The following is a 20,848-nucleotide window of genomic DNA, read 5'->3' on the forward strand; positions in this document are numbered from 1 at the left end:
ACCAGCTGACGGCACGTTCGGCCGACCGAACCGTATGACCATGAACGAGTCAGAGCAATACCCTTCCCCCACCGTTCACCCAGACCCCATCCGGCACACGGGACCCGGGAAGCGTTCGCAAGTGGCACCAGGGCGAGTAAAGGACCGCAATTCCGGCACGTGGCGGGGCGACGGCGCGGCGGACCTGTGAGATGAAACACAGGGACGCCCGGGATCGACCGCTACCGGGCCCCGGAAGGGGAGCCGGGTTCCCGGCCGGGCATGCCGGCTCAGGTGGTGAGGACGGTGAGCAGCGGTGGGTGGAGCGGCCACGGGAGCCGCGGGGAGGCGGCCGCGGCGGCGGCCAGGCGGAGGGCGCCGAGGAGGGGCGGGCCGTCGGGGGTGCGGAGGCGGGCGGCGGGGCACTGGACGGCCAGCGCCCGGAGGGTGGCCCGGTGCAGGGCCGCCAGGCGGAACAGACCGCCGGTCAGGGCGAGGTCGGGGGCCGCCAGGCCGGCCGACGCGGCGGCCGCGGTCGCGGTGGCGGCGATCTCCTCGCCCGCGCGGCGGAGCAGTCCGGCGGCGACCGGGCAGCCCTCCTCGGCCGCGGCGGCGACGTCCGGGGCGAAGGCGGCGAGCAGGGCCGCCCGGTCGGGGCGCGGCTGGAGGGCCGCCGGGAGACCGGTCACCGGGCCGTGCCGGCGTTCGGCGGCGGCGAGGAGGACGGGCGAGCCGCCGGGGCGGCCGTCGTACGCCCGCAGGGCGGCCTCCAGGCCGGCGCGGCCGAGCCAGCCGCCGCTGCCGCAGTCGCCGAGCAGCTGGCCCCAACCGTCGGCGCGCCGCCACCCGGCGCCGGGGCGGTAGCCGATGGCGACCAGTCCGGTCCCGCCGGCCACGGTCACCCCGGCGCCCGTGCCCAGGGCGCCCACGTGGGCGGTGATGGCGTCCCCGGCGAGCACCAGCCGCCGGGCCCCGGTCGCGCGGGCCAGCGGGCCGGGCAGGCGCGCGGCGAGGTCACGGCCGAGCAGGGCCATTCCGGTGGCGCCGACCGCGACGGCCCCGATCCGCGCGCCGGCCGGCAGCCCGGCGATGAGCTGCCCGAGGGCGGGGAGCAGCGCGTCGAGCAGCGCCTGCGCGTCGTGGCCGCCCGCCGACGCCGGCACCCGCGCGGGCGCCGCGACCTCGGCCGTCCGCGCCTGCGCCAGGCCGTCCGGCCGGCCGCCGGGCGCCAGCGCGATCCGGATCCCGGACCCGCCGACGTCGACCCCGGCGACCCAGTACTCCCCCGCCGTCCGCTCCACGTGGTCCCTCCAGGGTGTGTCGGTCCACCGTGTTCATGGTGCCGGTCCGGCTACCGCCCGGGCAGGGCGAACCGGGTGAAGACACGCTCCGCCAGCTCGGCGGCGGGCGTCGTCCCGTCGACGGTGAGCAGGGCGGCGCCGTGCGGCGGGGCCTGGCGGCGGACCTCCTGGCCCCGGAGGTCGTCGCGGGTGGCCCCGGCCCGGGCGGTCCGCGGGTCCTGGTCGCCCCAGGTGGCCCCGGCCCGGGCGGGGTCCGCGTACCAGGCGGTGAGCGCGGCCTTCCGGAAGGCGGGGGTCGGCAGCAGGGAGACGGCCTGCTCGGGGCGGCGGAGCAGGGGCGCGAGGTCGCGCGGGAGGATGCCGGACCAGTCGACCAGCACGGGCCGGTCGGCGAGCAGGTCGTCGACGAGGAAGCCGGTCGTCCCGCCGTGCGGGCTGGGCATCGCCCGGAACACCTGCCGCGGGGTCCCCTCGTGCCACAGGGTCCCGGGCGGCCGGTCGCACAGGGCGGCGAGCCGCGGGTGGCGCACGGGGTCGCACCGGTCGGGCCAGCGGTGCTCGGCGCGGTCGCCGTCGAGGACTTCGGCGCCGTGTCGCTCCGCGCGCAGCCGGGTCGGGGTGCTCTTGCCGGCCGCCGTACCGCCGGCGATCCAGCGCACATGGGCCGGCCGGTGGGCGAGTGAGGGGCCGGCGAGGTGGTCCGGGAGGGCGGACGTCATGCCCTCCGTGCTCGGGGCGCGGCGCGGACATCGCAGTCCTGTGCGGGCCCGCCGGCGGCCGGAGGATGGCGGAGAGGGGGCTCTCAGCCTGCCAGGGGCCCGGCCCGGGACGCAGCGCGAGGTGCGCCCACCCCCTCGACGGCGAGCGGTGACACCGGGAGGTACCGGCGAGGCTTCGCCGCTCCCCGGGTGACGACCGGGCACCAGGACGGTGCCGTGGGAGTCTCCCGGGGCGATGACGAACGTCCCGCTGGGCCGTGGCCGGCCGTTGTCCGGTGGCCACGGCCCGGGCGGGTCAGGCGGCGGCCGTGGGGAGGCCGAGGAGTTCCGCGGAGCCGTTGCGGTTGTGGCGTTCCTGCCAGAGTTCCAGGGCGCTGCGGCAGGCGTGGTCGAGGTGCCGCACACCGGCGAGGTCGAGGCGCACGGGGCGGTCGGCGGGCAGGTCCTCCAGGGCTTCCAGGGTTTCCAGGAGGCGGGGCAGACGCAGGAAGGTGGCGTTGCCCTGGAGGGTCACCCGCACGGCGCCGTCGGGGAGTTCGGTGACCGCGACCTGGAGGTGGGAGGTGTCCCAGGCGCTCTTGAGCACCGCGAGGAGCAGGCCGAGCAGCACCCCTTCGAGGAGGTTGGTCACCACGATGGCGATCGCCGTGACCGCCAGGATCACCGCCTCGCCCCGGTCGGCCCGCCAGAGCGGCCGCAGGGTGCGGGCCGGGACCAGCTTGGCCCCCGCGTGGACCAGGACGCCGGCCAGCGCCGCCAACGGGATGGCGGAGAGGGCGGCCGGGAACAGGGCCGCGAAGAGCAGCAGCCAGAGACCGTGCAGCACCCGGGAGGCCTTGGTGCGGGCGCCGGCCTGGACGTTGGCGGCGCTGCGGACGATGACAGCGGTCATCGGCAGGGCGCCGAGCAGGCCGCAGACGGTGTTGCCGACGCCCTGGGCGAGCAGTTCGCGGTCGTAGTCGGTGCGCGGGCCGTCGTGCAGGCGGTCGACCGCGGCGGCGCTGAACAGGCTCTCGGCGGAGGCGATCAGCGCGAAGGCGACGGCCGTGCCGAGGACGCCGAGGCTGCCGAGCGCGGCGAGGTCGGAGGCTCCGGGCAGGTCGATGACACCCCCGAGGCCGGCCACGTCGACCCGGGCGACGGGCAGGTCGAGCAGGGCGGTGACGGCGGTCGCGGCGGCGACGGCGGCGAGCGGGGCGGGGACCACCCGGACGCGGGCGGGCAGCCGCGGCCAGAGCAGCAGGACCGCCACCGTCCCGGCGCCGATGCCGGTCGCGGCGAGCGCGTGCGGGTCCCCGGCGACATCGGCGGCCAGGCCGGGGAGTCCGGCGAGCTTGGCGGGGCCGCCGGCCGGGCCCTTGGCGTCGGCGAGCGCGTAGAGCTGACCGGCGATCAGCACCAGGCCGATCCCGGCGAGCATGCCCTGGACGACCGAGACGGAGATCGCCCGGAACAGCCGGCCGAGGCGGGCGGCGCCCATGGCGAGCTGGAGCAGGCCGGCGGCGCCGGTGATGACGCCGAGGGTGGCGAGGCCGTGTTCCTGGACGGCGGCGAAGACCAGCACCGTCAGGCCGGCGGCGGGGCCGGAGACCTGGAGGCTGCTGCCGGGCATCAGGCCGGTCAGCACGCCGCCGACGATGCCGGTGACCAGGCCGAGTTCGGCCGGGACGCCGGAGGCGACGGCGACGCCCACGCAGAGCGGGAGGGCGACCAGGAAGACGACGAGGGAGGCGGGGAGGTCGGAGCGCAGAGTGCTCAGCCGAAGGGCGGGACGACGAGTCATCGGGTCCTCGGGAGAGTGTGGACGGTGCGGTGGACGGGGGTGCGGCGGTGCGACGGGGGGTGGTGCGACGGAGGACTGTGCGCCGGGGTCACAGCGGGAGGAACAGACCGGCGTCGGCCTGGTGGGCGAGCACCAGGCCGGTGTGGATCTCGTAGAACCAGCCGTGCAGCCGGATCCGCCCCTCGCTCAGCCGGCGGGCGACGGACGGGTAGCCGCGCAGCCGGTCGAGCTGGGTGAGGACGTGGCGCTGCACCGGGCCGGCCACCGTCGGGTCGAAGACGTCGGCCCCGTCCGCGGTGAGCACGGCCCGGTCGGCGTGGCGCAGCCAGGCGCGGACGGCGGGCACCACGCTGAGGTCCTCGTCGCGGACGACGGCCCCGACGGCGCCGCAGTGCGAGTGCCCGCAGACCACGAGGTCGCGCACGCCGAGCACCTCGACGGCGTACTCGATGGTGGCGGTCTCGCCCGAGGAGCCGTCGGCGCGGTAGGCGGGGACGATGTTGCCCGCGGTGCGGAGTTCGAAGAGGTCGCCGGGGTCGGCGCCGGTGATCAGCGCGGGGACCACCCGGGAGTCGGAGCAGGTGATGAACAGGGCCTGCGGCGTCTGGCCGGCGGCGAGTCCGGTGAGTTCCCGGCCGGTGTCGCCCGCGCGCTGCGGGAACGCCCTGGCCCGGTCGATGAGCGGGTCCATGTGGGTGGATGCCTCCTTCGGTGACCCTCGCGGCGCCGGCCGGGAGGGGCGGTGGACGGGCGGGCGCGTCGGCGGATGTCCCGGGCGGGCGGGTGCGGGCCGCGGCGGGCGCGTGGCATCGCCGCGGGGCCGCGTCGGTGACCCTCGGTGTCCCCCCGATGACCTGATGACGCGTCAAGGGGAAGTAAAACACGGGTATGCGGTCGGCAAAAGCGTGTCCAGGGCGCAGATTGTGCCGATCCGGTTAACATCCTGTTGCCATGACCGGGACGGGCTCTTCCGCCTGGGGATCCGTACGCCGGAGGGAACCCGGCGGGACACCGAGACGTTGATGCACGACGCTCCACACACGCCCCTCGTACGGTCGACGCGCCCCCTCGCGCGCATGCGCCGGGCCGCCGCCGTTCGGGGAACGGCGGCGGCCCGGCGCTGTATTGACGTTCCGTCAGTGTCGCAGGGTGGTGACGGTGAGACCCGGGGCCGAGCGGATCTCGGCCTCGGTGAAGCGCTCGGTCACCCATTGCTTGCGGGCGTAGCGGCGGGTCTGGTCGGTGAAGTGGGGCGAGGTCGGGTCGGCCGACTGCCCGTAGGTGAGCAGCGTGCGGGTGCGCGGTCCCCGGTCGGTCAGCTCGGTGGCCATCAGGAAGCTGGAGCCGTGCGGCACGCTCAGCACGTCCGCCGGGTAGGTGCCGCCGCCGGTTCCCGAATCAGGCCTGGCCGTCAGCACGTTGAAGCAACCGTACTGCCCGCCGCAGCCGTGCAGCGGAATGCCCGCCCAGCGCTGGACGCGGCCGATCGGGGCGTCCACCGGCAGCCCGCGGGCCGCCAGGCCGCGCACCGCGTCGGCGAACGCGCGCTGGGCGTCGGGGTGGTCGGCGGCGATGCCGCGCGGGGTGGTGAGCGGCTGGGCCGGGTCGTACGGGACCGTCTGCCAGGCCGTCGTGCGGGTCCCGGCCAGCGCGGCACGGTACTCCTGCCAGAGCACGGTGCCCCGGCTGTCGGCGTCGGCCCGGGTGTTCCAGGCCGCGAGCACGTCGCAGGCGGCGCGCACGTCGACCCGGGAGCCGTCGGAGGCCGTGAGCGCCGGGTGGGCGCGGCACAGGGCGACGGCGTCGTCGCGGTCCAGCTCGGCGCTCTGCACCCGGTTGCCGAACATGGTCGCCTGGAGGGAGGCGAGGGTGAAGCCCGGCGCGCCGAGGCCGTCGGTGCCGGCCCGGCGGTCGGCGATCATCCGCAGGCTCAGCTGCGGCCGCGGGGCGAGCTCCGGGCCGCCGTTGTAGACGGCGGGCAGCCCGGCGATCGGCGCCTGCGCGTTGGTCAGGTAGGGGCCGTTGTTGGCGTTGGCCACGTAGTCGGTGCGGGTCAGCTCCGGGTGGTCGGCGGGACCGAACACCCCCGGGACCGCCGCGTCCGGATCGCTGCCCGGGTCGCAGGCACGGGTCGAGCCGTCCAGCACGCCGTCGGTGAACGGGTTGGGCACCAGGCAGCGCTCCCGCAGCGCGTCGGTGATGTGCGGGACGGCGGAGGAGTCGGTGAAGTAGGCCGTGCCGCTGGAGTCGACGGCCGTGGTGTACACCCACGGGGCGCCCTGGTAGGTGCGCTGGGCCTGCCGCAGCTGGTCGAGGTTCTGCGAACGGCCGATCGCCACCCACTCGTTGAGGGAGCGGAGGTTCTCGGCATTGGCGTCGCGCAGGGTGTAGGCGTACTCGCCGGTCCAGCCCTCGGCCAGCACGTAGCCGTGGCGGGAGCGGTAGACCGTCCGGTCGACGGTGGAGAGCGTGCCGTCGGCGGCCCGGACGGTGACCGGGACGGTCTCCGTGGTCATCCGCTCGGCCTTGCCGTCCACCAGGTACGCGGTCGGGTCGCCGGGCACCAGCGAGAGCCGGTAGGCGGTGAGGTGGTCGGCGTAGCTGGTGGTGTGGGTCCAGGCGAGGCCCTCGGTGTGGCCGATCTGCAGGAACGGGAGGCCGTAGAGGCCGGCGCCGGCGACGTCCAGGACGCCGGGGATGGTCAGCTGGGCCTGGTAGAAGCGCTCCGCGCCGACCCACTGGAGGTGCGGGTTGGCCAGCAGCAGGCCGTTGCCGTCACGGCCGGCGTCCCGCCCGATCGCCCAGGCGTTGCTGCCGGTGTCGGGGCTGTCCGCGGCACGGCGCACCCAGGAGGCGGGAGCCGGAGCGTCCTCGGCCCGCGCGGCGGCCGCGGGGGCGGCGCCGGCCCCCGGGACAGCGGTGGCCACCGAGTGCTTCGCGGTGCCGGCCAGGGTGTTGACGTCGTAGAGGATGTTCCAGAGGTCGTCGGCGGTGATCGGCCCGACCCACCCCTTCCCCCGGCAGGAAGAGTCCGGGAGGTGATCGGCGCCGGTGTCGCCCAGGTAGCGGTTGTATCCCGCGACGTACCCGTCGACCAGCTGCCGCACCTCGGCGGTCGGACCGAGCGGCGCCGGAAGGTCCAGCAGCCTGCGCACCGTCCCGGTGCGCAGCACGCCCTGCTGGTAGGTGTCGCTCTCCAGGTTGGCGAGCCGGTCCACGGAGCGCCCGTCCGGCCCGAACCAGCGCGAGCGCTCGGCGCGCACCGTGACCACCTGGTCGGCGAGCTGGCAGAGGTTGTCCTGGGCGAAGGCGTACCCGTAGCCGTGGCCGAGGCCGCCGAAGTCCTTGGCGAGGACGTGCGGGACGCCGTACTCGGTGCGGCGGATCTTGGCGGTCCAGCCGCCCCGGTCGGCTCCCGGACCGGCCGCGAGATCGGTGTCGGCGGCCTGCGCCGAGCCGGGCGCCAGCGCCGTCAGCAGCCCCGCGGCCAGGCCGAGGGCGAGCGCGCCCGACACCGATCGCCTTGGACGCGAGCGTGATTGACGCTCTTTCTGAATCTTCGTCATGCCCCCACGCTGCCGCCGCGGGCGGCCGCCGGTCATCGCCCCTCGGGACGAGCCGCCCCTCGCCCGTCGGACCTACCCGGGTCCGCCTCGGGGAGGGGGTGCCCCTCGACCGGGACCTCCCGTCCGGCGGAGGGCGTCCGGGTGGTGGCGGCGCTCAGCGCGGGACGGTGACCGGCCCGGTCGGGAGCGGACCGTTCGGGCCCTCCCAGCACGGGACCTCCCGCACCGACCCCACCACACCGCCCGGCCCGGCGCCCAGGTCGTCCCAGTAGCAGATCGACACATTGAACAGCCCCGGGCGCAGGCCGCTCTGCGGCACGTCGCGGGCCATCCGGAAGAACACCACCACCCGGCCGCCCTCCTCCCGCAGCCGCACCTCCCACACCTCTCGGCCCCGGCCGAGCTCGCCGATCTCCTTCTCGGTCCGGCCGCCGCCGTCGAAGGCGGCCCGCACGTCCTCCGCGAACCGCACAGCCGTGGCGCGCAGTTCGCGCTCGGCCCGGTGCCGCTCCCGCTCGGACGCCACGTCCCTGCGGTGGGCGAACACGACGACCGCCACCACCGCCGCGAGCACCAGCGCGAGCAGGGCCAGACAGCCGGCCTTCAGGATGCGCACGGGTCTCCTCGGACTCGGTGGGGTACGACGGCGCCCCCGGCGGCAGGTCGTCGGACCCACCGCCGGGGGCGGCTGCGAACTGTCGGTGCTACTGCCCGTACTGGGCGTTCACCAGCGCCTGCTGCAGGGCGAGCGCGTAGAGGTCGGTGCCGCGGTTGTTCGGGTGGAAGCTTTCCATACTCGGGCACGAGGGGAGGTTGGGGCAGGAGAAGTCGCCGTCCCCGTTCGCCGCGACGATCCCGTTGATCCCCGACTCGTCGTCGCAGAGCCGGTGGTCGTCGAACTGGGTCGCCGGCACGTAGTACGTGGTGCTGCTCGCGGCGGTGGACGCGGCGACAGCGACCCCCTCCTGCTCCTGGAGGTAGGCGGCCCAGGAGTTGAGCGTGGCCCGGGCCCCCGGCAGGACGAGGGCGCAGGTCCGGTCGGGGCTCGGGGTGAACAGCGACGGGTAGCTCATCAGGACGATCTTCGCGTGCGGGGCCTTCAGCTTGATCGCGTTGAGGACGGCCGTGGTCCGGTCCCGCATGCCGTTGATGAGGCCTCGCTGGTAGCTGTCCTCGGGGCAGCCGCCGAAGAACGGAAGCGGGTTGATGCAGCCCATGACGGCGTCCGAGAACCCGGCGTCGTTACCGCCGATGGACAGGACCACCAGGGTGGTGCTGTCGTCGAGGACACCGGAGCCGATCTGGGTCACCTCGTGGTGCTGCCCGATCCTTCCCCAACCCCGGGCTCCGGTCGTGATGCCGTCGGCGAAGGCGCCCGAGCAGGAGACGTTCTGGAAGTCGAGCGTCGGGTCCAGCCGGTCGATGCGGCTGCCGAGCTTCTCCGTCCCGCCCGGCAGGGCGCTCTTGCGAACGTAGGAGTTCTGGCTGCGCCGGCAGGCGTTCCAGCTCCGGCCGGAGGACGACTGCGTGTAGAGCTCGGGCTTCGGCCCGACGTCAGTGCCCGCCTCGTACGGCCCGGAACCCTGGCCGGAGATGTACGAGTCGCCCATCTGCACGACGATGTCCTTGGGCTTGGCCGGCAGCGGCTGGAACGCGACCGCGTCCCAGGCGATGTCCTCGTCGCCGGTGCCGTCCTCGGTCACGCTGCTGAGCCTGACCCGGCCGGTGCCGTTGATCTCGAACACGCCGAGCGACACCCAGCGGTTGGCCAGCCGCTTCTGGTTGATCGTGCGGTTCTTGGTGAAGTAGCCGCTGCCGGTGTCGATGGCGTAGCGGGCTTGCTGGGTCTGCGCGCCGTGGTCGGGCAGATGGACCAGGACGCGGTTCCAGACGCCGCTCTGCGGCTGGTTGAGCGCCCAGGTGCCGGTGATCTCGTGGATGCCGCCGCGGATGTTCGCGGCGCGGGAGTGGCTGAAGGAGAAGTGGCCGCCGAAGCCGGCGCCGAGCTGGTGCAGGTCGATCTTCGAGGCGTACGCGTTGTGCGAGTCCTGGGCGAACGACATCGTGAAGCTGCCCGCGTTGCTCCAGGAGGCACCGCAGTTCGGCCGTACGCTCGGCACGTTGTCCGGCGTGTCGTCGATCACGAGCGCGCCGGGCGGGAGCGCGTTGCCGGACGCGGAGGCGGTGGTGGAGCAGTTCGGCGGGTAGGCGGTGCCGTCGGCCTCCTCCTTGTAGGTGGAGTTGAACCGGATGAACTCATTGCCGCAGGTCTGCGCGCAGTTGGGCTTCCAGGTCACCGGCTTGTTCCACCAGCACTTGAAGTCGACCCGCCCGCAGGGGCCGGTGCTGGCGGTGTCGTTGCTGCTGGTGTCGCTGATCCGGATCGGGTTGCAGACGTTCACCAGGACCTGGCAGAAGAGGTCCTCCGGCGGCTTGACCGTCTTCCGGTTGTAGGTGGCGGTGCCCTCGGCGTAGGTCAGGTTCGGGTCGTCGAAGCCGTTCCAGGTGGCCGGGCGGAACGAGGCGACCATGGTGTTGGGCGCTTCGAGCGCCGAGAAGCCCCGGCCGGCGAAGCCCAGGACCTTCTCCGGGTACGGCCAGTCCTGCGGGTGCGCGGCGTCGGCGCCGGAGAACTCCAGGAAGGAGGCACGGCCGGCGTCCCAGTTGGGGTTCGCCGGGTTGTTGACCCAGCCCACGCCCCACGGCTCGCCGTCGACCACGGACGGGTTGAAGCCGGTGTTGTAGGCCCACAGGGCCATGAACCAGTTCTCCAGCTTGGCCGGGTCACCGTTGTTGACGGTCATCCCGACGGCCTTCAGCTGGTTCCACTTCTCCTCGATGATGTTCTGGCCGACGGCGATGTTCGCCGTGTAGTCGAGGGCGATCGCGCGCTGCACGTTGTAGTCGTACGCGGCGGGCGCGCCGTTCTCCCGGCCGGCCAGCCGCATGTGGTCGGTGACCTGCATGACGCCGTAGCCGCAGTCGGACTTCGCCCAGTCGATCGTCCAGTCGTTGGCCGGGTCGCCGTCGTAGAGCGCGAGGCCGTAGAAGTTGCCGATCAGCGGGTTGGCCGTCACACCGGGGACGGCGGCACGGGCGGCCTGCCAGAGGTTGGACTCCTGGGAGGCGATGCCGAGCAGGATCTGCGCGGGCACCCGGCCGCCGCCGGTGAGCCCCACCCGGGGAACCAGGCTCTGCGGCTGGTAGGCCGGCATGCCCAGGTTCTTCCAGTTCGCGGGCCGTGAGGTGTTCTGGTTGAGCGTCTCCTTGACGGCCTGGTTGACGGCCCACTCGACCTGGCGCGGCTTGGGCTGGAGGGCCTGGTTGCGCGGGTCGTTGCGGGGAACGGCGCAGGTGCGCTCGGCCTCGACGGGGTCGGTCGGGCTGCCGGCGGTGGTGGTCGTCGTGGTGGCCGTGAGACCGGGGGCGGGGGCCGGGGCGGGCGCGGGGGCGGCTGCGCCGGGGGCGGCCTTCTCCTTCAGCGCCGGGGACGGCAGCGAGCCCTCGTCGGCCTTCGGACTGACCCGGGCCGACGGGTCGACGGTGAACGCCAGTTCCTTGCCGGTGGTCAGCACCTTGAGAGCGATGTCGGCGGGCCGGGCGGCCAGCGGGTCGGCGCCGGCCACCGTGGAGGCGACGGGCTCCGTCGGGCCGGGCGCGGCGGGGTCCTCGACGCCACCGGGACCCTCGACGCCGTCCGCACCGTCCCCACCGTTCACAGCGGGCGCGGCGGAAGCGGTGGGCGCGGCGGCCGCGGCGCCCTCGGTGGGCGTGCGGCCGTCGGCCCACTCGGTGCGCGTCACCACGGCCTGGCCCGTGGTCGACACCTCGGCGTGGTTGGGCACGCCGTCGACCACCCCGACCCCGTCCGGCAGCGCCGCCTGGACGCCGGTCGGCTTCCCGACCACGTACACCCGGCCGCCGCCCTGGCTGAGCCCCAGTTCGGTCCGCTTGCCCTCGGCCACCGTGTGCGGGGTGACGGGCGCGGCGCCCTTGCGGCCGCGCAGGGCGTCGCCGGTGACGACCTCGGCCCGGGCGTCCTCGGCACCCTTGCGGTCCAGGAAGGCCACCCCGCCGTCGCCGCGTGGCGTCAGGTAGTACGGCACCGAGGCGGTGACGGCGAGCGTGGAGCGGCTGCCGTCCTGGCCGACGGCCACCACCCGGTTGCTGTCGGCGGCCGCGATCCACCCGTCCGTCAGCGGCACGGCCGAGGTGACCTGGCCGGTGAGCTTGATCGGCGCGGAGAGTGTGCCGGTGGCGGCGTCGACCTTGATCAGCCGGGTGCCGGCCTCACCTCCCGGGCCGCCGTCCCGTCCCTGGGTGAACACGGCGGTGTCGTCGGCGCCGCAGCCCGGGTCGAAGTGCGCGAGCGAGGCGGTGACGGGGAGCTTGGTGACCGCCCCGGAGGTGAGGTCCACGACCGCGGTGAAGCCGCCGAGGTTCAGCAGGTCGGGCTTGTTGGTGAAGACGCGCGGGGCGTAGACGGCCACCGCGTAGCGGCCGGAGCCGGTGACGCAGGCGTTGCCGATCCACTGGTCGGCGTCGAAGCCGGGCTCGTCGAGGGTGGCCGCCGTCCGCCAGGCGTAGCCCTCGCGCTGGTCGGCCACCAGGATCTGGAAGCCGGCCGCGTCCGAGGAGGTGGTCCAGGCGCGGTCCTCCGAGGAGGCCCAGGCGGCGCCGAGGACGGTGTTCCGTTCGGCGAACGCCACCTCGCTGGGGCCGGCCGGGACGGCCGGAGCCGCTTCGGCCCCGGCCCCCACGGCGGCGGGCTCGGGGGCGCCGGCCGCCGCGCGCGCCGGGGCGACCCCGAGCGGCAGCAATGTCGCCAGCAGGCCGGACAGCAGGACCGGAACGGTCCTCGTCCCAGCCCGGTTCCTTCGTTGCATCGGAGCTTCTCCTTGTGTTCCCGGGCCTCGGTCGACGGCGGCCGGTTTCGCCGCGAGCCGGCCGTTCCGCAGCGCCGCGTTCAGCCCGCCCACCGGCCGGTCGTGACCCGCCCGGCCTGCCGGTCCGCCTGGGCGGAACAACCGCCCCACGGCACACGGGGATCCGAGACGGACGCGCCCTTCCCGTCCTTCCCGTGCTGCCCGGAGAGCGCGAGGCGATGGGCAGCGTTCGGCTCGAACGCCGGTGAACCGGCCGGCCGGGACGGCAGTCGGTGGCCGACCGGCCATTTCTGGCGCCTCGTCACATATGCGGGGAGTGAGACGCGTTCTCGTTGCGGACAGGCCCGACGATGTCAGCACACGAATGCTGGGGGATCCGGAATGAACGCGTCAAGCGTGGTGAGGATCACGCTTCCGGTCCGTGAAAACCGCTTGCCCGGCGGCAGTTGGGGCGCATGCGACGGATTCCCCGGACGGCAGGTCGTTCGTACGGCATCCGTGGCTGGACGTTCCGTTCGTTTGCGCGCTATCGACGGAATCCCGGAACTGTCACGTGTTGTCCGAGTACCTCCCCGGCCGGGAGGCTTCAGGAGGACGACGGATTTCCCGCCATGCGGTACGCGGGTTGGCCGATCAGCGACGCCGCCCGGTCGGCCACGGCAGCGCGCCGCGACGGCGCCACCAGGACCGGGGCGGCTCGCGGAGTTCGACGTCGGGAGCGCCGGTGGCGTCGAGGCGGTGGACGGCCACCCCTCGGGTGCGGGCGGGCAGCACGGCGACGCCCAGCGACAGCCCGGCAGCGTCCACCCGTTCGACGGGGTGGGTCCGGCCTGATCGGTCGGTGACCCTCCACCGTTCCAACGGCCCGCCCGCGAACGCCACCACGACCGGCTCGCGCTTCCCGCGCCCGATGAGCACCGACGGCCTGCCGTCGAGCCGGAAGCTCCCGTGCGCCCGGCTTCGACTGCCGTGCACGGCGATGGTCACGATCACCTGTCCGTCGGGCAGCCGCTCCGCCGTCAGCGTCCACGCCCGCTCGCTCGTCATCGCTGCACCGGCAGCGGGACTCGGTCGGCCACCGGGTCGTGTCCGAGCACGGGGCGGCCCGGGAGTTCCCGCGCCCGCCGGCCCTCGGCCGAGGTGTCCGGCACCTCCGGATCCGGCAGCGCACCCATCACCGCGGGGTCGAAGAACTCCCGCACGTCCTCCCACAGCAGCTCGGCCATGCGGCCATCCTGGCGCGCCGCCGCGTCCGCCCGCAGGCGAATCCCGCCCCCGGTCCGGTCCGGAGTGGGGACACCCCGCGGCTCGCCGCCGGCGGAGGCGGCGGTCCTGGGGCCACCGTGGAACAGCCCGACCGCCGGCCGCACCGATGGGCCTGTCCCCGACCGCAGGTCAGAGGCACGGCGAGTCGGAACCGTCCCCGTGCATGCGGGGCGAGTGCGGGTCGGCCTGCAAGCACTGGCCACCCCACGGACCATCCCCGCGTGGGCGGGCGAGTCGGCGTGCCGCTGCTGGAGGCGGATCTGCTCGGGTCGATCCCCGCCGGGTGCGGGGGCCGGGCCTGGCCGGGATCGCCGCCCTCGTCGAGGAAGGGGCCATTCCCGCCGGTGCGGGTGAGGGGTACCGGGGTGGGATGGTACCCGGCGGGAGTGGCCGGTTGGAGGGCGGCCACTCCCCCCGGGTCAGGTGGTGGGGCGGGGGGTGGGGACCAGGCCGGTCTGGTAGGCGAGGGCGACGAGCTGGGCGCGGTCGCGGGCGTCGAGCTTGGCCATGGCCCGGTGGATGTGGGTGCGGATGGTGAAGGGGCTGACGAACATCCGGGCCGCGATCTCCTCGTTGCTGAGCCCGGTGGCGGCCATGGCCATCACCTCGCGTTCGCGGGCGGTCAGGGCGGCGAGGCGTTCGGGGGCGGCGGCGGGGGCGCGCTCCGGTTCGGGGTGGGCGAGGAGCTGGTCGATGACGGCGCGGGTGGCGGCCGGCGACAGCAGGGGGTCGCCGGCCGCGACGCGCCGCAGGGCGGCGAGCAGTTCGGTCGGTTCGGCGTCCTTGCCGAGGAAGCCGCCGGCGCCGGCGCGCAGCGCCTGGGCGACGTACTCGTCGATCTCGAAGGTGGTGAGGATGAGCACCCGGGTGCCGGCGAGGCCGGGGTCGCCGCAGATGGCGGCGGTGGCGGAGAGGCCGTCGACGCCGGGCATCCGGATGTCCATCAGCACCACGTCGGGGCGGGTGGCCTTCGCCAGGTCGACGGCCTCGCGGCCGTCGGCGGCCTCGCCGACCACCTCCATGTCGTCCTCGGCGTCGATCAGGACGCGGAACGCCCCGCGCAGCAGCGCCTGGTCGTCGGCGAGCAGTACTCGGATGGTCACGGGTGTTCCTCTCGGGCGGCGGTGCGCAGGGGCAGTTCGGCGGAGACCAGGAAGCCGCCGCCGGGCCGGCGGTCGGCGGTGAGGCGCCCGCCGACGGCGGAGGCGCGCTCGCGCATGCCGATCAGGCCGAAGCCTCCGCCGCTGGGGGCGACGGCGGGCGCGGCGGCGCAGGCCGGACGGTCGTTGGCGACGGTGAGCAGCACCCGGCTGCCGGAGTACGTCAGGGTGACGTCGGCGCCGGTGCCGGCGGCGTGCTTGGCGACGTTGGTCAGGGATTCCTGGAGGATCCGGTACGCGGTGAGGTCGACGCCCGGGGAGAGCGGCTGCGGCTCGCCCTCGACGGCGAGGCGCACGGGCAGGCCGGCCCGTTCGAAGGCGCCGACGAGGTCGGGCAGCCGGTCCAGGCCGGGGGCCGGTTCGAGCGGGGCCTGCGGGTCGTCGGCGCGGCGCAGCAGGCCGACGGTGGCCTTGAGCTCGCGCAGCGCGGAGCCGGTGGCGTCGGTGAGGTGGCTGAGCATCTCGCGGGCCTGGGCGGGGTGGCGGTCGAGGAGGTGGACCGCGATGCCGGCCTGGGCGTTGGCGAGGGCGATGTGGTGGGCGACGACGTCGTGCAGGTCGCGGGCGATCCGGATGCGTTCGTCGGCCACCCGGCGCCGGGCCTCCTCCTCGCGGGTGCGCTCGGCCCGTTCGGCGCGTTCCTCGATGGCGGCGAGATGGGCGCGGCGGGTGCGGACGGCGTCGCCGAAGGCACCCGGCAGCAGGATCCAGGCGATGACGCCGATCTTGACGCTGATGGAGGCGTGCGGCTCGTTGATGATCGTGGCGCCGGTCACCAGGACGGCGGAGACGGCGGTGGCGGTGCGCGCGGTGGCACGGTCGGTACGCACCGCGAGGAGATAGAGGGCGGCGAGCAGCGGGGCGACCAGGCCCGCGTTGAGCTGGGTCGCGACGAAGCAGAGGGCCAGGCTGCAGGCGAGGGTGATCCCCAGGGCGACGTAGGGCCACCGGCGATGGCCGAGCAGCGCGGCGCTGGAGACGACGGCCAGGACCAGCGCGGTCGGGTTCGGCTCGATGTGGTTGCCGAGCCGGTCGACGGTGGTCGTCCCGGCGGTGACGACGAACATGGCGAGCACGAGCAGTGCGTCGAGCACATGGGGGTGGCGGCGGCGTACGCGGCGCAGCCAGGTCTCGATCATGCTCGCTTCTCCCGGTCCGGGGCTGCCCTGGGGGTTCCTCGGCCGGGCCCGGACGATCCGGCGAGGGGGTGGGGGGACGGGTCACGGTGCGGACGTACTGCAGATGCAGTACGTGCGGGTGGTCGGGGTCGTCGTTCGGTTGCGGTTCATACCATTTTGACCGGTCGGCGGACCGACCGGTCGGGGACGGCCCTGCCGCGGCTCCCGGTGGGGGTGGGAGCCGCGGCGGGGCCGGGGGGGGTCAGACGCCCACGGACTGGCGGGCCGGGTCGGTGTCGGGGCCGCCGGCCGGGGCCGGGAGCGGCGCCGCGGTCTGCAGGCGGGCGCCCTCGACGTCCACGTCGGGCAGGATCCGCTCCAGCTTGGCCGGCAGCCACCAGGCGCGGCGGCCGAGCAGGGCGAGCACGGCCGGGACGATCGCCATCCGGACCACGAAGGCGTCGAAGGCGACGGCGGCGGCCAGGCCGAAGCCCATCATCTTGACCATCGGCTCGGCCATGCCGATGAAGCCGGCGAAGACGCTGATCATGATGAGCGCGGCGGCGGTGACCACCCGGGCGTTGTAGCGGAAGCCGGTGACCACGGCCTCGCCGGGCTCCTCGCCGTGCACGAAGGCCTCCCGGATGCGGGTGACCAGGAACACCTCGTAGTCCATGGCCAGGCCGAACACCACGCCGATCATGAAGATCGGCATCATGCTCATCACCGGGCCGGTCTGCTCGATGCCGATCAGGTCGGCGAGCCAGCCCCACTGGAAGACCGCGACGACGGCGCCGAGCGCGGCGACCACCGAGAGCAGGAAGCCGAGGGCGGCCTTGAGCGGGACGAGGATCGAGCGGAAGACCACCAGGAGCAGCAGCACCGCGAGGCCGACGACGACCGCGAGGTAGGGCAGCAGGGCGTCGTTGAGCTTCTGCGAGACGTCGATGTTCATCGCCGTCGGGCCGCTGACCAGCACGGTCGCACCGGTGGCGGACTTGAGGTCGGGGGCCTTGTCGCGGATGGCGTGGACGAGGTCGGTGGTCGCGGCCTCGCTCGGGCCGGACGCCGGGATGGCGTTGACCATCGCGGTGTCGCCGGCCTGGTTGAACATCGCGGGTGCGACGGCGACCACGCCGGGCAGCGCCTTGACGGTCGTGGCGACCTGCTCGGCGGCGGCCTTCGGGTCGGCCGTGCCCTTGGCGTCGACCAGCAGGGTCAGCGGGCCGTTGAAGCCGGGACCGAAGCCCTCGGAGAGGTGGTCGTAGGCGCGGCGCTGGGTGGTGGAGGTCGGCTTGGCCTCGTCGCCCGGCAGGCCGAGGCGCAGGTCCAGGGCCGGCAGGGCGAGGACGCCGAGGCCGACCACGCCGAGGACCAGCACGGCGACCGGGCGGCGCAGCACGAAGCGGGCCCAGCGGGTGCCGCCGTTGGGGCGGTGCTCACCGCCCGCGCCGGCGGCGTGTCCGCCCTTGCGGGACTTGCGGGACAGCGCCCGGCGGCCGAGGAAGCCGAGCAGGGCGGGGACCAGGGTGAGCGCGACCAGGACGGCGATCACCACGGTGCCGGCCGCGGCCATGCCCATCTTGGCGAGGATCGGGATGCCCACCACGGAGAGGCCGGCCAGCGCGATGATCACGGTGAGGCCGGCGAACACCACGGCGGAGCCGGCGGTGCCGACGGCCCGCCCGGCGGCCTCCTTCGGCTCGTGACCGTCGAGGAGCTCGGCACGGTAGCGGGAGACGATGAAGAGCGCGTAGTCGATGCCGACGGCGAGGCCGAGCATCATGGCCAGCGTGCTGGTGGTGGTGGACAGGCCGAGGGTGCTGCCGAGTGCGGTGATCAGCCCGATGCCGAGGCCGACGCCGACGATGGCGGTGAGCAGCGGGAGTCCGGCGGCCAGCAGCGAGCCGAAGGTGATCACCAGCACGACGGCGGATATCGCCATGCCGATCGCCTCGGCGGAGCCGCCCGCCTCGCCCATCTCCATCAGCGCGGTGCCGCCGATGTCCACGGTCAGGCCCGCGTCGCGGGCGTGCTGGGCGGCGTCCTTGAGGGCCGCGGTGGCGGTCTCGCTCACCTTGCCCGGCTTCTCGCTGTAGCTGACCGTCGCGTAGGCGGTGGTGCCGTCCTGGGAGACCGCGCCGGCCTGGAACGGGCCGACGGCGCTGAGGACCTGCTCGCCGTGGGCGAGCTCGGCGACCGCCTTCTCGACCGTCTGCTGGTTGGCGGCGGCGGTGATCTTCTGGCCGGAGGGGGCCACGAAGACCAGCCGGGCCGAGGCGCCGTCGGACATGGCGCCGGGGAAGCGCTCGTCCATGAGGTCGAAGGCCTTCTGCGCCTCGGTACCGGGCATGGCGAAGCCGTCGTCGGGCGCGGCCGGCGCCTTGGCGGCCAGCACCCCGACGGCGGCCAGCACGGCGACCCAGAGCAGGGTCACCAAGCGGCGCCTGAGGTAGGACCATCGGCCCAGACGGTAGAGGAAAGTGGCCACGGGAGAGCGGACTCCTTCGGATGGCGGGCGGGAGAGGACGGCCGGGCGACACGATCGGCCGATGGGCCGGGTCGCCCGGAGCATGACCATCCTGCGTCGACGGGGGTCTCCTCCGCGTCGGCTCTGTGCAGGCATTCCGGGGTAATGCGGACGCAGCAGCCCGGACCCGGACGGTCTAGTCCCCGAGGCGGAGGCCGGGCGCCGGGCTCCGACCTGCGGCCGAGGGCCGACCCCGGTGACGGCGCGGGGCCGGGGCCGGTGACGGCGCGCTCGGCCCGGCAGCCCCGCGTCACCCGGGCGGAGGTGCGGACGGGCCGCGGCCCGGCGGGCGAAGTAGCGTGATGTGCCTGGCCCGGGCGATTCGTCCCGGTCCGTCCCGATGCGTCCCCACGGTGCCCGACGGCCCGCGGGGCCGCACCCCGTCCCCAGCTCGTCCCGCAGCCGGAGGTGGCCCATGGGCGTTCCCGCCGCCCGCATCGTGTTCGACGAGAACGACCGCGCGGCCGTCGCGGAGGCGGTGAGCGAGATGCTCGCCACCGGCGCGCTCACCCTCGGCCCCTGGACCGAGCGGTTCGAGCAGTCCTTCGCCGCCGAACACGGTGCCACGCACGCGGTCGCCGTCGCCAGCGGCACCGCCGCGCTGGAGATCGTCCTGCGCTCCCTGGACGTCCGGGGCCGCGACGTGGTCGTCCCCGCCGTCACCTTCTACGCGACCGCCGGCGCCGTGCTGCACGCCGGCGGCCGGCCGGTGATCGCCGACGTCGACCCGGCCACCCTCGCACTCGGCCCCGACACCCTGGAGGCCGCGCTCACCCCCGACACCGCCGCCGTCGTCCTGGTCCACATCGGCGGGCTGATCACCCCCGAGGTGGACGCCCTGCGCGCGATCTGCGACGCCCGCGGCGTCCCGCTGGTCGAGGACGCCGCGCACGCGCACGGCAGCGGCTACCGGGGACGGCCCGCCGGAAGCTTCGGGGTGGCCGGCGCCTTCTCCTTCTACCCGACCAAGGTCACCACCAGCGGCGAGGGCGGGATGATCCTCACCGGCTCCGCCGAACTGCGCGACGAGGCCCGCATCCACCGCGACCAGGGCAAGGGCTCGTTCACCACCAACCACCACGTCCGGCTCGGCGCCTCCTGGCGGATGAGCGAGCCGAACGCCGCCATCGGCACCGTCCACCTGCGCCGGCTCAAGGAGTTCGTGGAGACCAGGCGCCGGGTCGCCCAGCGGTACGACGCCGCGCTCGGCGCGCTCGACGGGCTGGAGCCGGTCACCGAGCCGGCCGGCTGCCGCGGCAACTACTACAAGTACATCGCCCTGCTGCCCGCCGGGGTGGACCGGGCGGCCTTCAAACGGGCGGTCGCCGACGAGTACGAGGTACGGCTCTCCGGCGAGGTCTACGACCTGCCGCTGCACCTCCAGCCGGTGCTCGCCCCCTACCGGCGCGGCAGCCTGCCGGTCGCCGAGGACGTCTGCGCCCGGCAGATCTGCCTGCCGGTGCACTCCGACATGACCGAGGACGAGACCGACCTGGTGATCGAGGCGGTGAGCGCCGTCCACCGCCGCATGGCGGGATGACGCGCCGTCGGAGAAGCGTCCGGAAGAGGAAAGGGAGACAACCGTGCGGATAGCGGTCACCGGGGGATGCGGATTCATCGGCTCACACGTCGTCGACCGGCTGCTGGCCGCCGGGCACGAGGTCCTCGCGGTGGACACCACCGACAAGTACCTCAACCCCGGCGCCGACCACGCCCGGATCGACATCCTCGACCTGCCCGCGCTCACCGCCGCCCTGGACGGCTGCGAGGTGGTCTTCCACCTGGCCGCGCAGGCCGACGTCGAGCGGGTGGCCGCCGACCCGGTCGGCGCCGTGCGGGCCAACATCGACGGCACCGAGACCGTGCTGGAGGCGGCCCGCCGCAACGACCTCAGCCGCACCGTGCTGGCCAGCACGGTCTGGGTGTACGGCGCCGCGCTCACCGAGGCCGCGCTGGACGGCGAGGAGCAGGAGCTGGACGAGCACGTGCCGATCGAGCTGGAGCACAGCGGGCACCTGTACGTCGCCACCAAGCTCGCCGCGGAGATGCTGGTGCACAGCTACCGCCAGCTGTACGGGCGGCACTTCACCATCCTGCGGTACGGCATCCCGTACGGGCCGCGGATGCGCGACGAGCTGGTGGTCGCCCGGTTCGTGCAGGCCGCGCTGAACGAGCGCCCGATCACCATCGCGGGCGACGGCCGGCAGAGCCGCAACTTCGTCTACGTCGAGGACCTCGCCGACGCCCATCTGCGCGCCCTCTCCCCCGCCGCCGAGGACCAGACCTTCGCGCTGGAGGGCTCCACCGCCGTCTCCGTCCGGGACATCGCCGACACCGTCGACGACCTGCTCGGGCCGGTCACCATCGAGCACATCGAGGCACGGACCGCCGACTACGCCGGACGCCGGATCTCCGCCGCCCAGGCCAAGCGGCTGCTGGGCTGGTCGCCGCGGACCAACTTCGCCGACGGCGTGCGGCGGTACGCGGACTGGTACCGGGCGGAGGCCGCCCCGCGGCCGGACGCCTGAATCGCGAGGGGG

General features: G+C 74.7%; 14 protein-coding genes. 2 read left to right on the top strand and 12 right to left on the bottom strand.

Going from position 1 to position 20,848, the window contains the following annotated elements; all coding sequences use genetic code 11:
• Nucleotides 1-269 precede the first annotated feature (269 nt).
• From ABTX81_RS28010 to ABTX81_RS28065, 12 genes are all read right to left on the bottom strand, one after another.
• On the bottom strand, nucleotides 270-1,280 hold the full coding sequence (locus ABTX81_RS28010) for a BadF/BadG/BcrA/BcrD ATPase family protein (protein WP_350550929.1): 1,011 nt from the start codon (nucleotides 1,278-1,280) through the stop codon (nucleotides 270-272).
• A gap of 50 nt (nucleotides 1,281-1,330) precedes the next feature.
• Complete coding sequence (locus tag ABTX81_RS28015; RefSeq protein WP_350550932.1) at nucleotides 1,331-1,999, bottom strand: hypothetical protein; 669 nt, start codon at nucleotides 1,997-1,999, stop codon at nucleotides 1,331-1,333.
• Nucleotides 2,000-2,294: 295 nt separating this feature from the next.
• A complete protein-coding gene (locus tag ABTX81_RS28020; RefSeq protein ID WP_350550934.1) occupies nucleotides 2,295-3,782 on the bottom strand; it encodes a SulP family inorganic anion transporter in 1,488 nt (495 codons plus the stop codon).
• Between the two features lie 88 nt (nucleotides 3,783-3,870).
• Entirely contained in the window at nucleotides 3,871-4,473 is a 603-nt protein-coding gene (locus ABTX81_RS28025; protein WP_350550937.1) for a carbonic anhydrase, read from the bottom strand.
• A gap of 445 nt (nucleotides 4,474-4,918) precedes the next feature.
• Complete coding sequence (locus tag ABTX81_RS28030) at nucleotides 4,919-7,348, bottom strand: penicillin acylase family protein (RefSeq protein ID WP_350550940.1); 2,430 nt, start codon at nucleotides 7,346-7,348, stop codon at nucleotides 4,919-4,921.
• 154 nt (nucleotides 7,349-7,502) lie between these two features.
• Nucleotides 7,503-7,964: a hypothetical protein gene (locus tag ABTX81_RS28035; protein ID WP_350550943.1), complete on the bottom strand. Its 462-nt coding sequence runs from the start codon at nucleotides 7,962-7,964 to the stop codon at nucleotides 7,503-7,505.
• Between the two features lie 88 nt (nucleotides 7,965-8,052).
• Nucleotides 8,053-12,234 (bottom strand): golvesin C-terminal-like domain-containing protein, encoded by a 4,182-nt coding sequence (locus ABTX81_RS28040; protein ID WP_350550946.1) that lies wholly within the window; start codon nucleotides 12,232-12,234, stop codon nucleotides 8,053-8,055.
• A 633-nt stretch (nucleotides 12,235-12,867) separates the two neighbouring features.
• The gene (locus ABTX81_RS28045) at nucleotides 12,868-13,281 is read right to left on the bottom strand and encodes a hypothetical protein (RefSeq protein WP_350550949.1); all 414 of its coding nucleotides are present in this window, start codon (nucleotides 13,279-13,281) and stop codon (nucleotides 12,868-12,870) included.
• Nucleotides 13,278-13,460 (bottom strand): hypothetical protein, encoded by a 183-nt coding sequence (locus tag ABTX81_RS28050; RefSeq protein WP_350550951.1) that lies wholly within the window; start codon nucleotides 13,458-13,460, stop codon nucleotides 13,278-13,280. The genes ABTX81_RS28045 and ABTX81_RS28050 overlap by 4 nt, the downstream gene beginning before the upstream one ends.
• Nucleotides 13,461-13,919: 459 nt before the next feature.
• Complete coding sequence (locus tag ABTX81_RS28055) at nucleotides 13,920-14,603, bottom strand: response regulator transcription factor (RefSeq protein ID WP_350550954.1); 684 nt, start codon at nucleotides 14,601-14,603, stop codon at nucleotides 13,920-13,922.
• Nucleotides 14,600-15,799, bottom strand: coding sequence for a sensor histidine kinase (locus ABTX81_RS28060; RefSeq protein ID WP_350550957.1), 1,200 nt, complete (start codon nucleotides 15,797-15,799; stop codon nucleotides 14,600-14,602). Before ABTX81_RS28060 ends, ABTX81_RS28055 begins: the two co-directional genes overlap by 4 nt.
• A gap of 241 nt (nucleotides 15,800-16,040) precedes the next feature.
• A complete protein-coding gene (locus tag ABTX81_RS28065) occupies nucleotides 16,041-18,269 on the bottom strand; it encodes an MMPL family transporter (protein ID WP_350550960.1) in 2,229 nt (742 codons plus the stop codon).
• Between the two features lie 454 nt (nucleotides 18,270-18,723).
• On the opposite strand from ABTX81_RS28065, the gene ABTX81_RS28070 reads away from it, so the two are divergent.
• Both ABTX81_RS28070 and ABTX81_RS28075 read left to right on the top strand, forming a co-directional pair.
• The gene (locus tag ABTX81_RS28070; RefSeq protein ID WP_350550962.1) at nucleotides 18,724-19,848 is read left to right on the top strand and encodes a DegT/DnrJ/EryC1/StrS family aminotransferase; all 1,125 of its coding nucleotides are present in this window, start codon (nucleotides 18,724-18,726) and stop codon (nucleotides 19,846-19,848) included.
• Between the two features lie 43 nt (nucleotides 19,849-19,891).
• A complete protein-coding gene (locus ABTX81_RS28075) occupies nucleotides 19,892-20,836 on the top strand; it encodes an NAD-dependent epimerase/dehydratase family protein (protein ID WP_350550965.1) in 945 nt (314 codons plus the stop codon).
• Nucleotides 20,837-20,848: the final 12 nt, after the last annotated feature.

This window comes from Kitasatospora sp. NPDC097605, from assembly GCF_040302725.1.
GTDB lineage: Bacteria > Actinomycetota > Actinomycetes > Streptomycetales > Streptomycetaceae > Kitasatospora.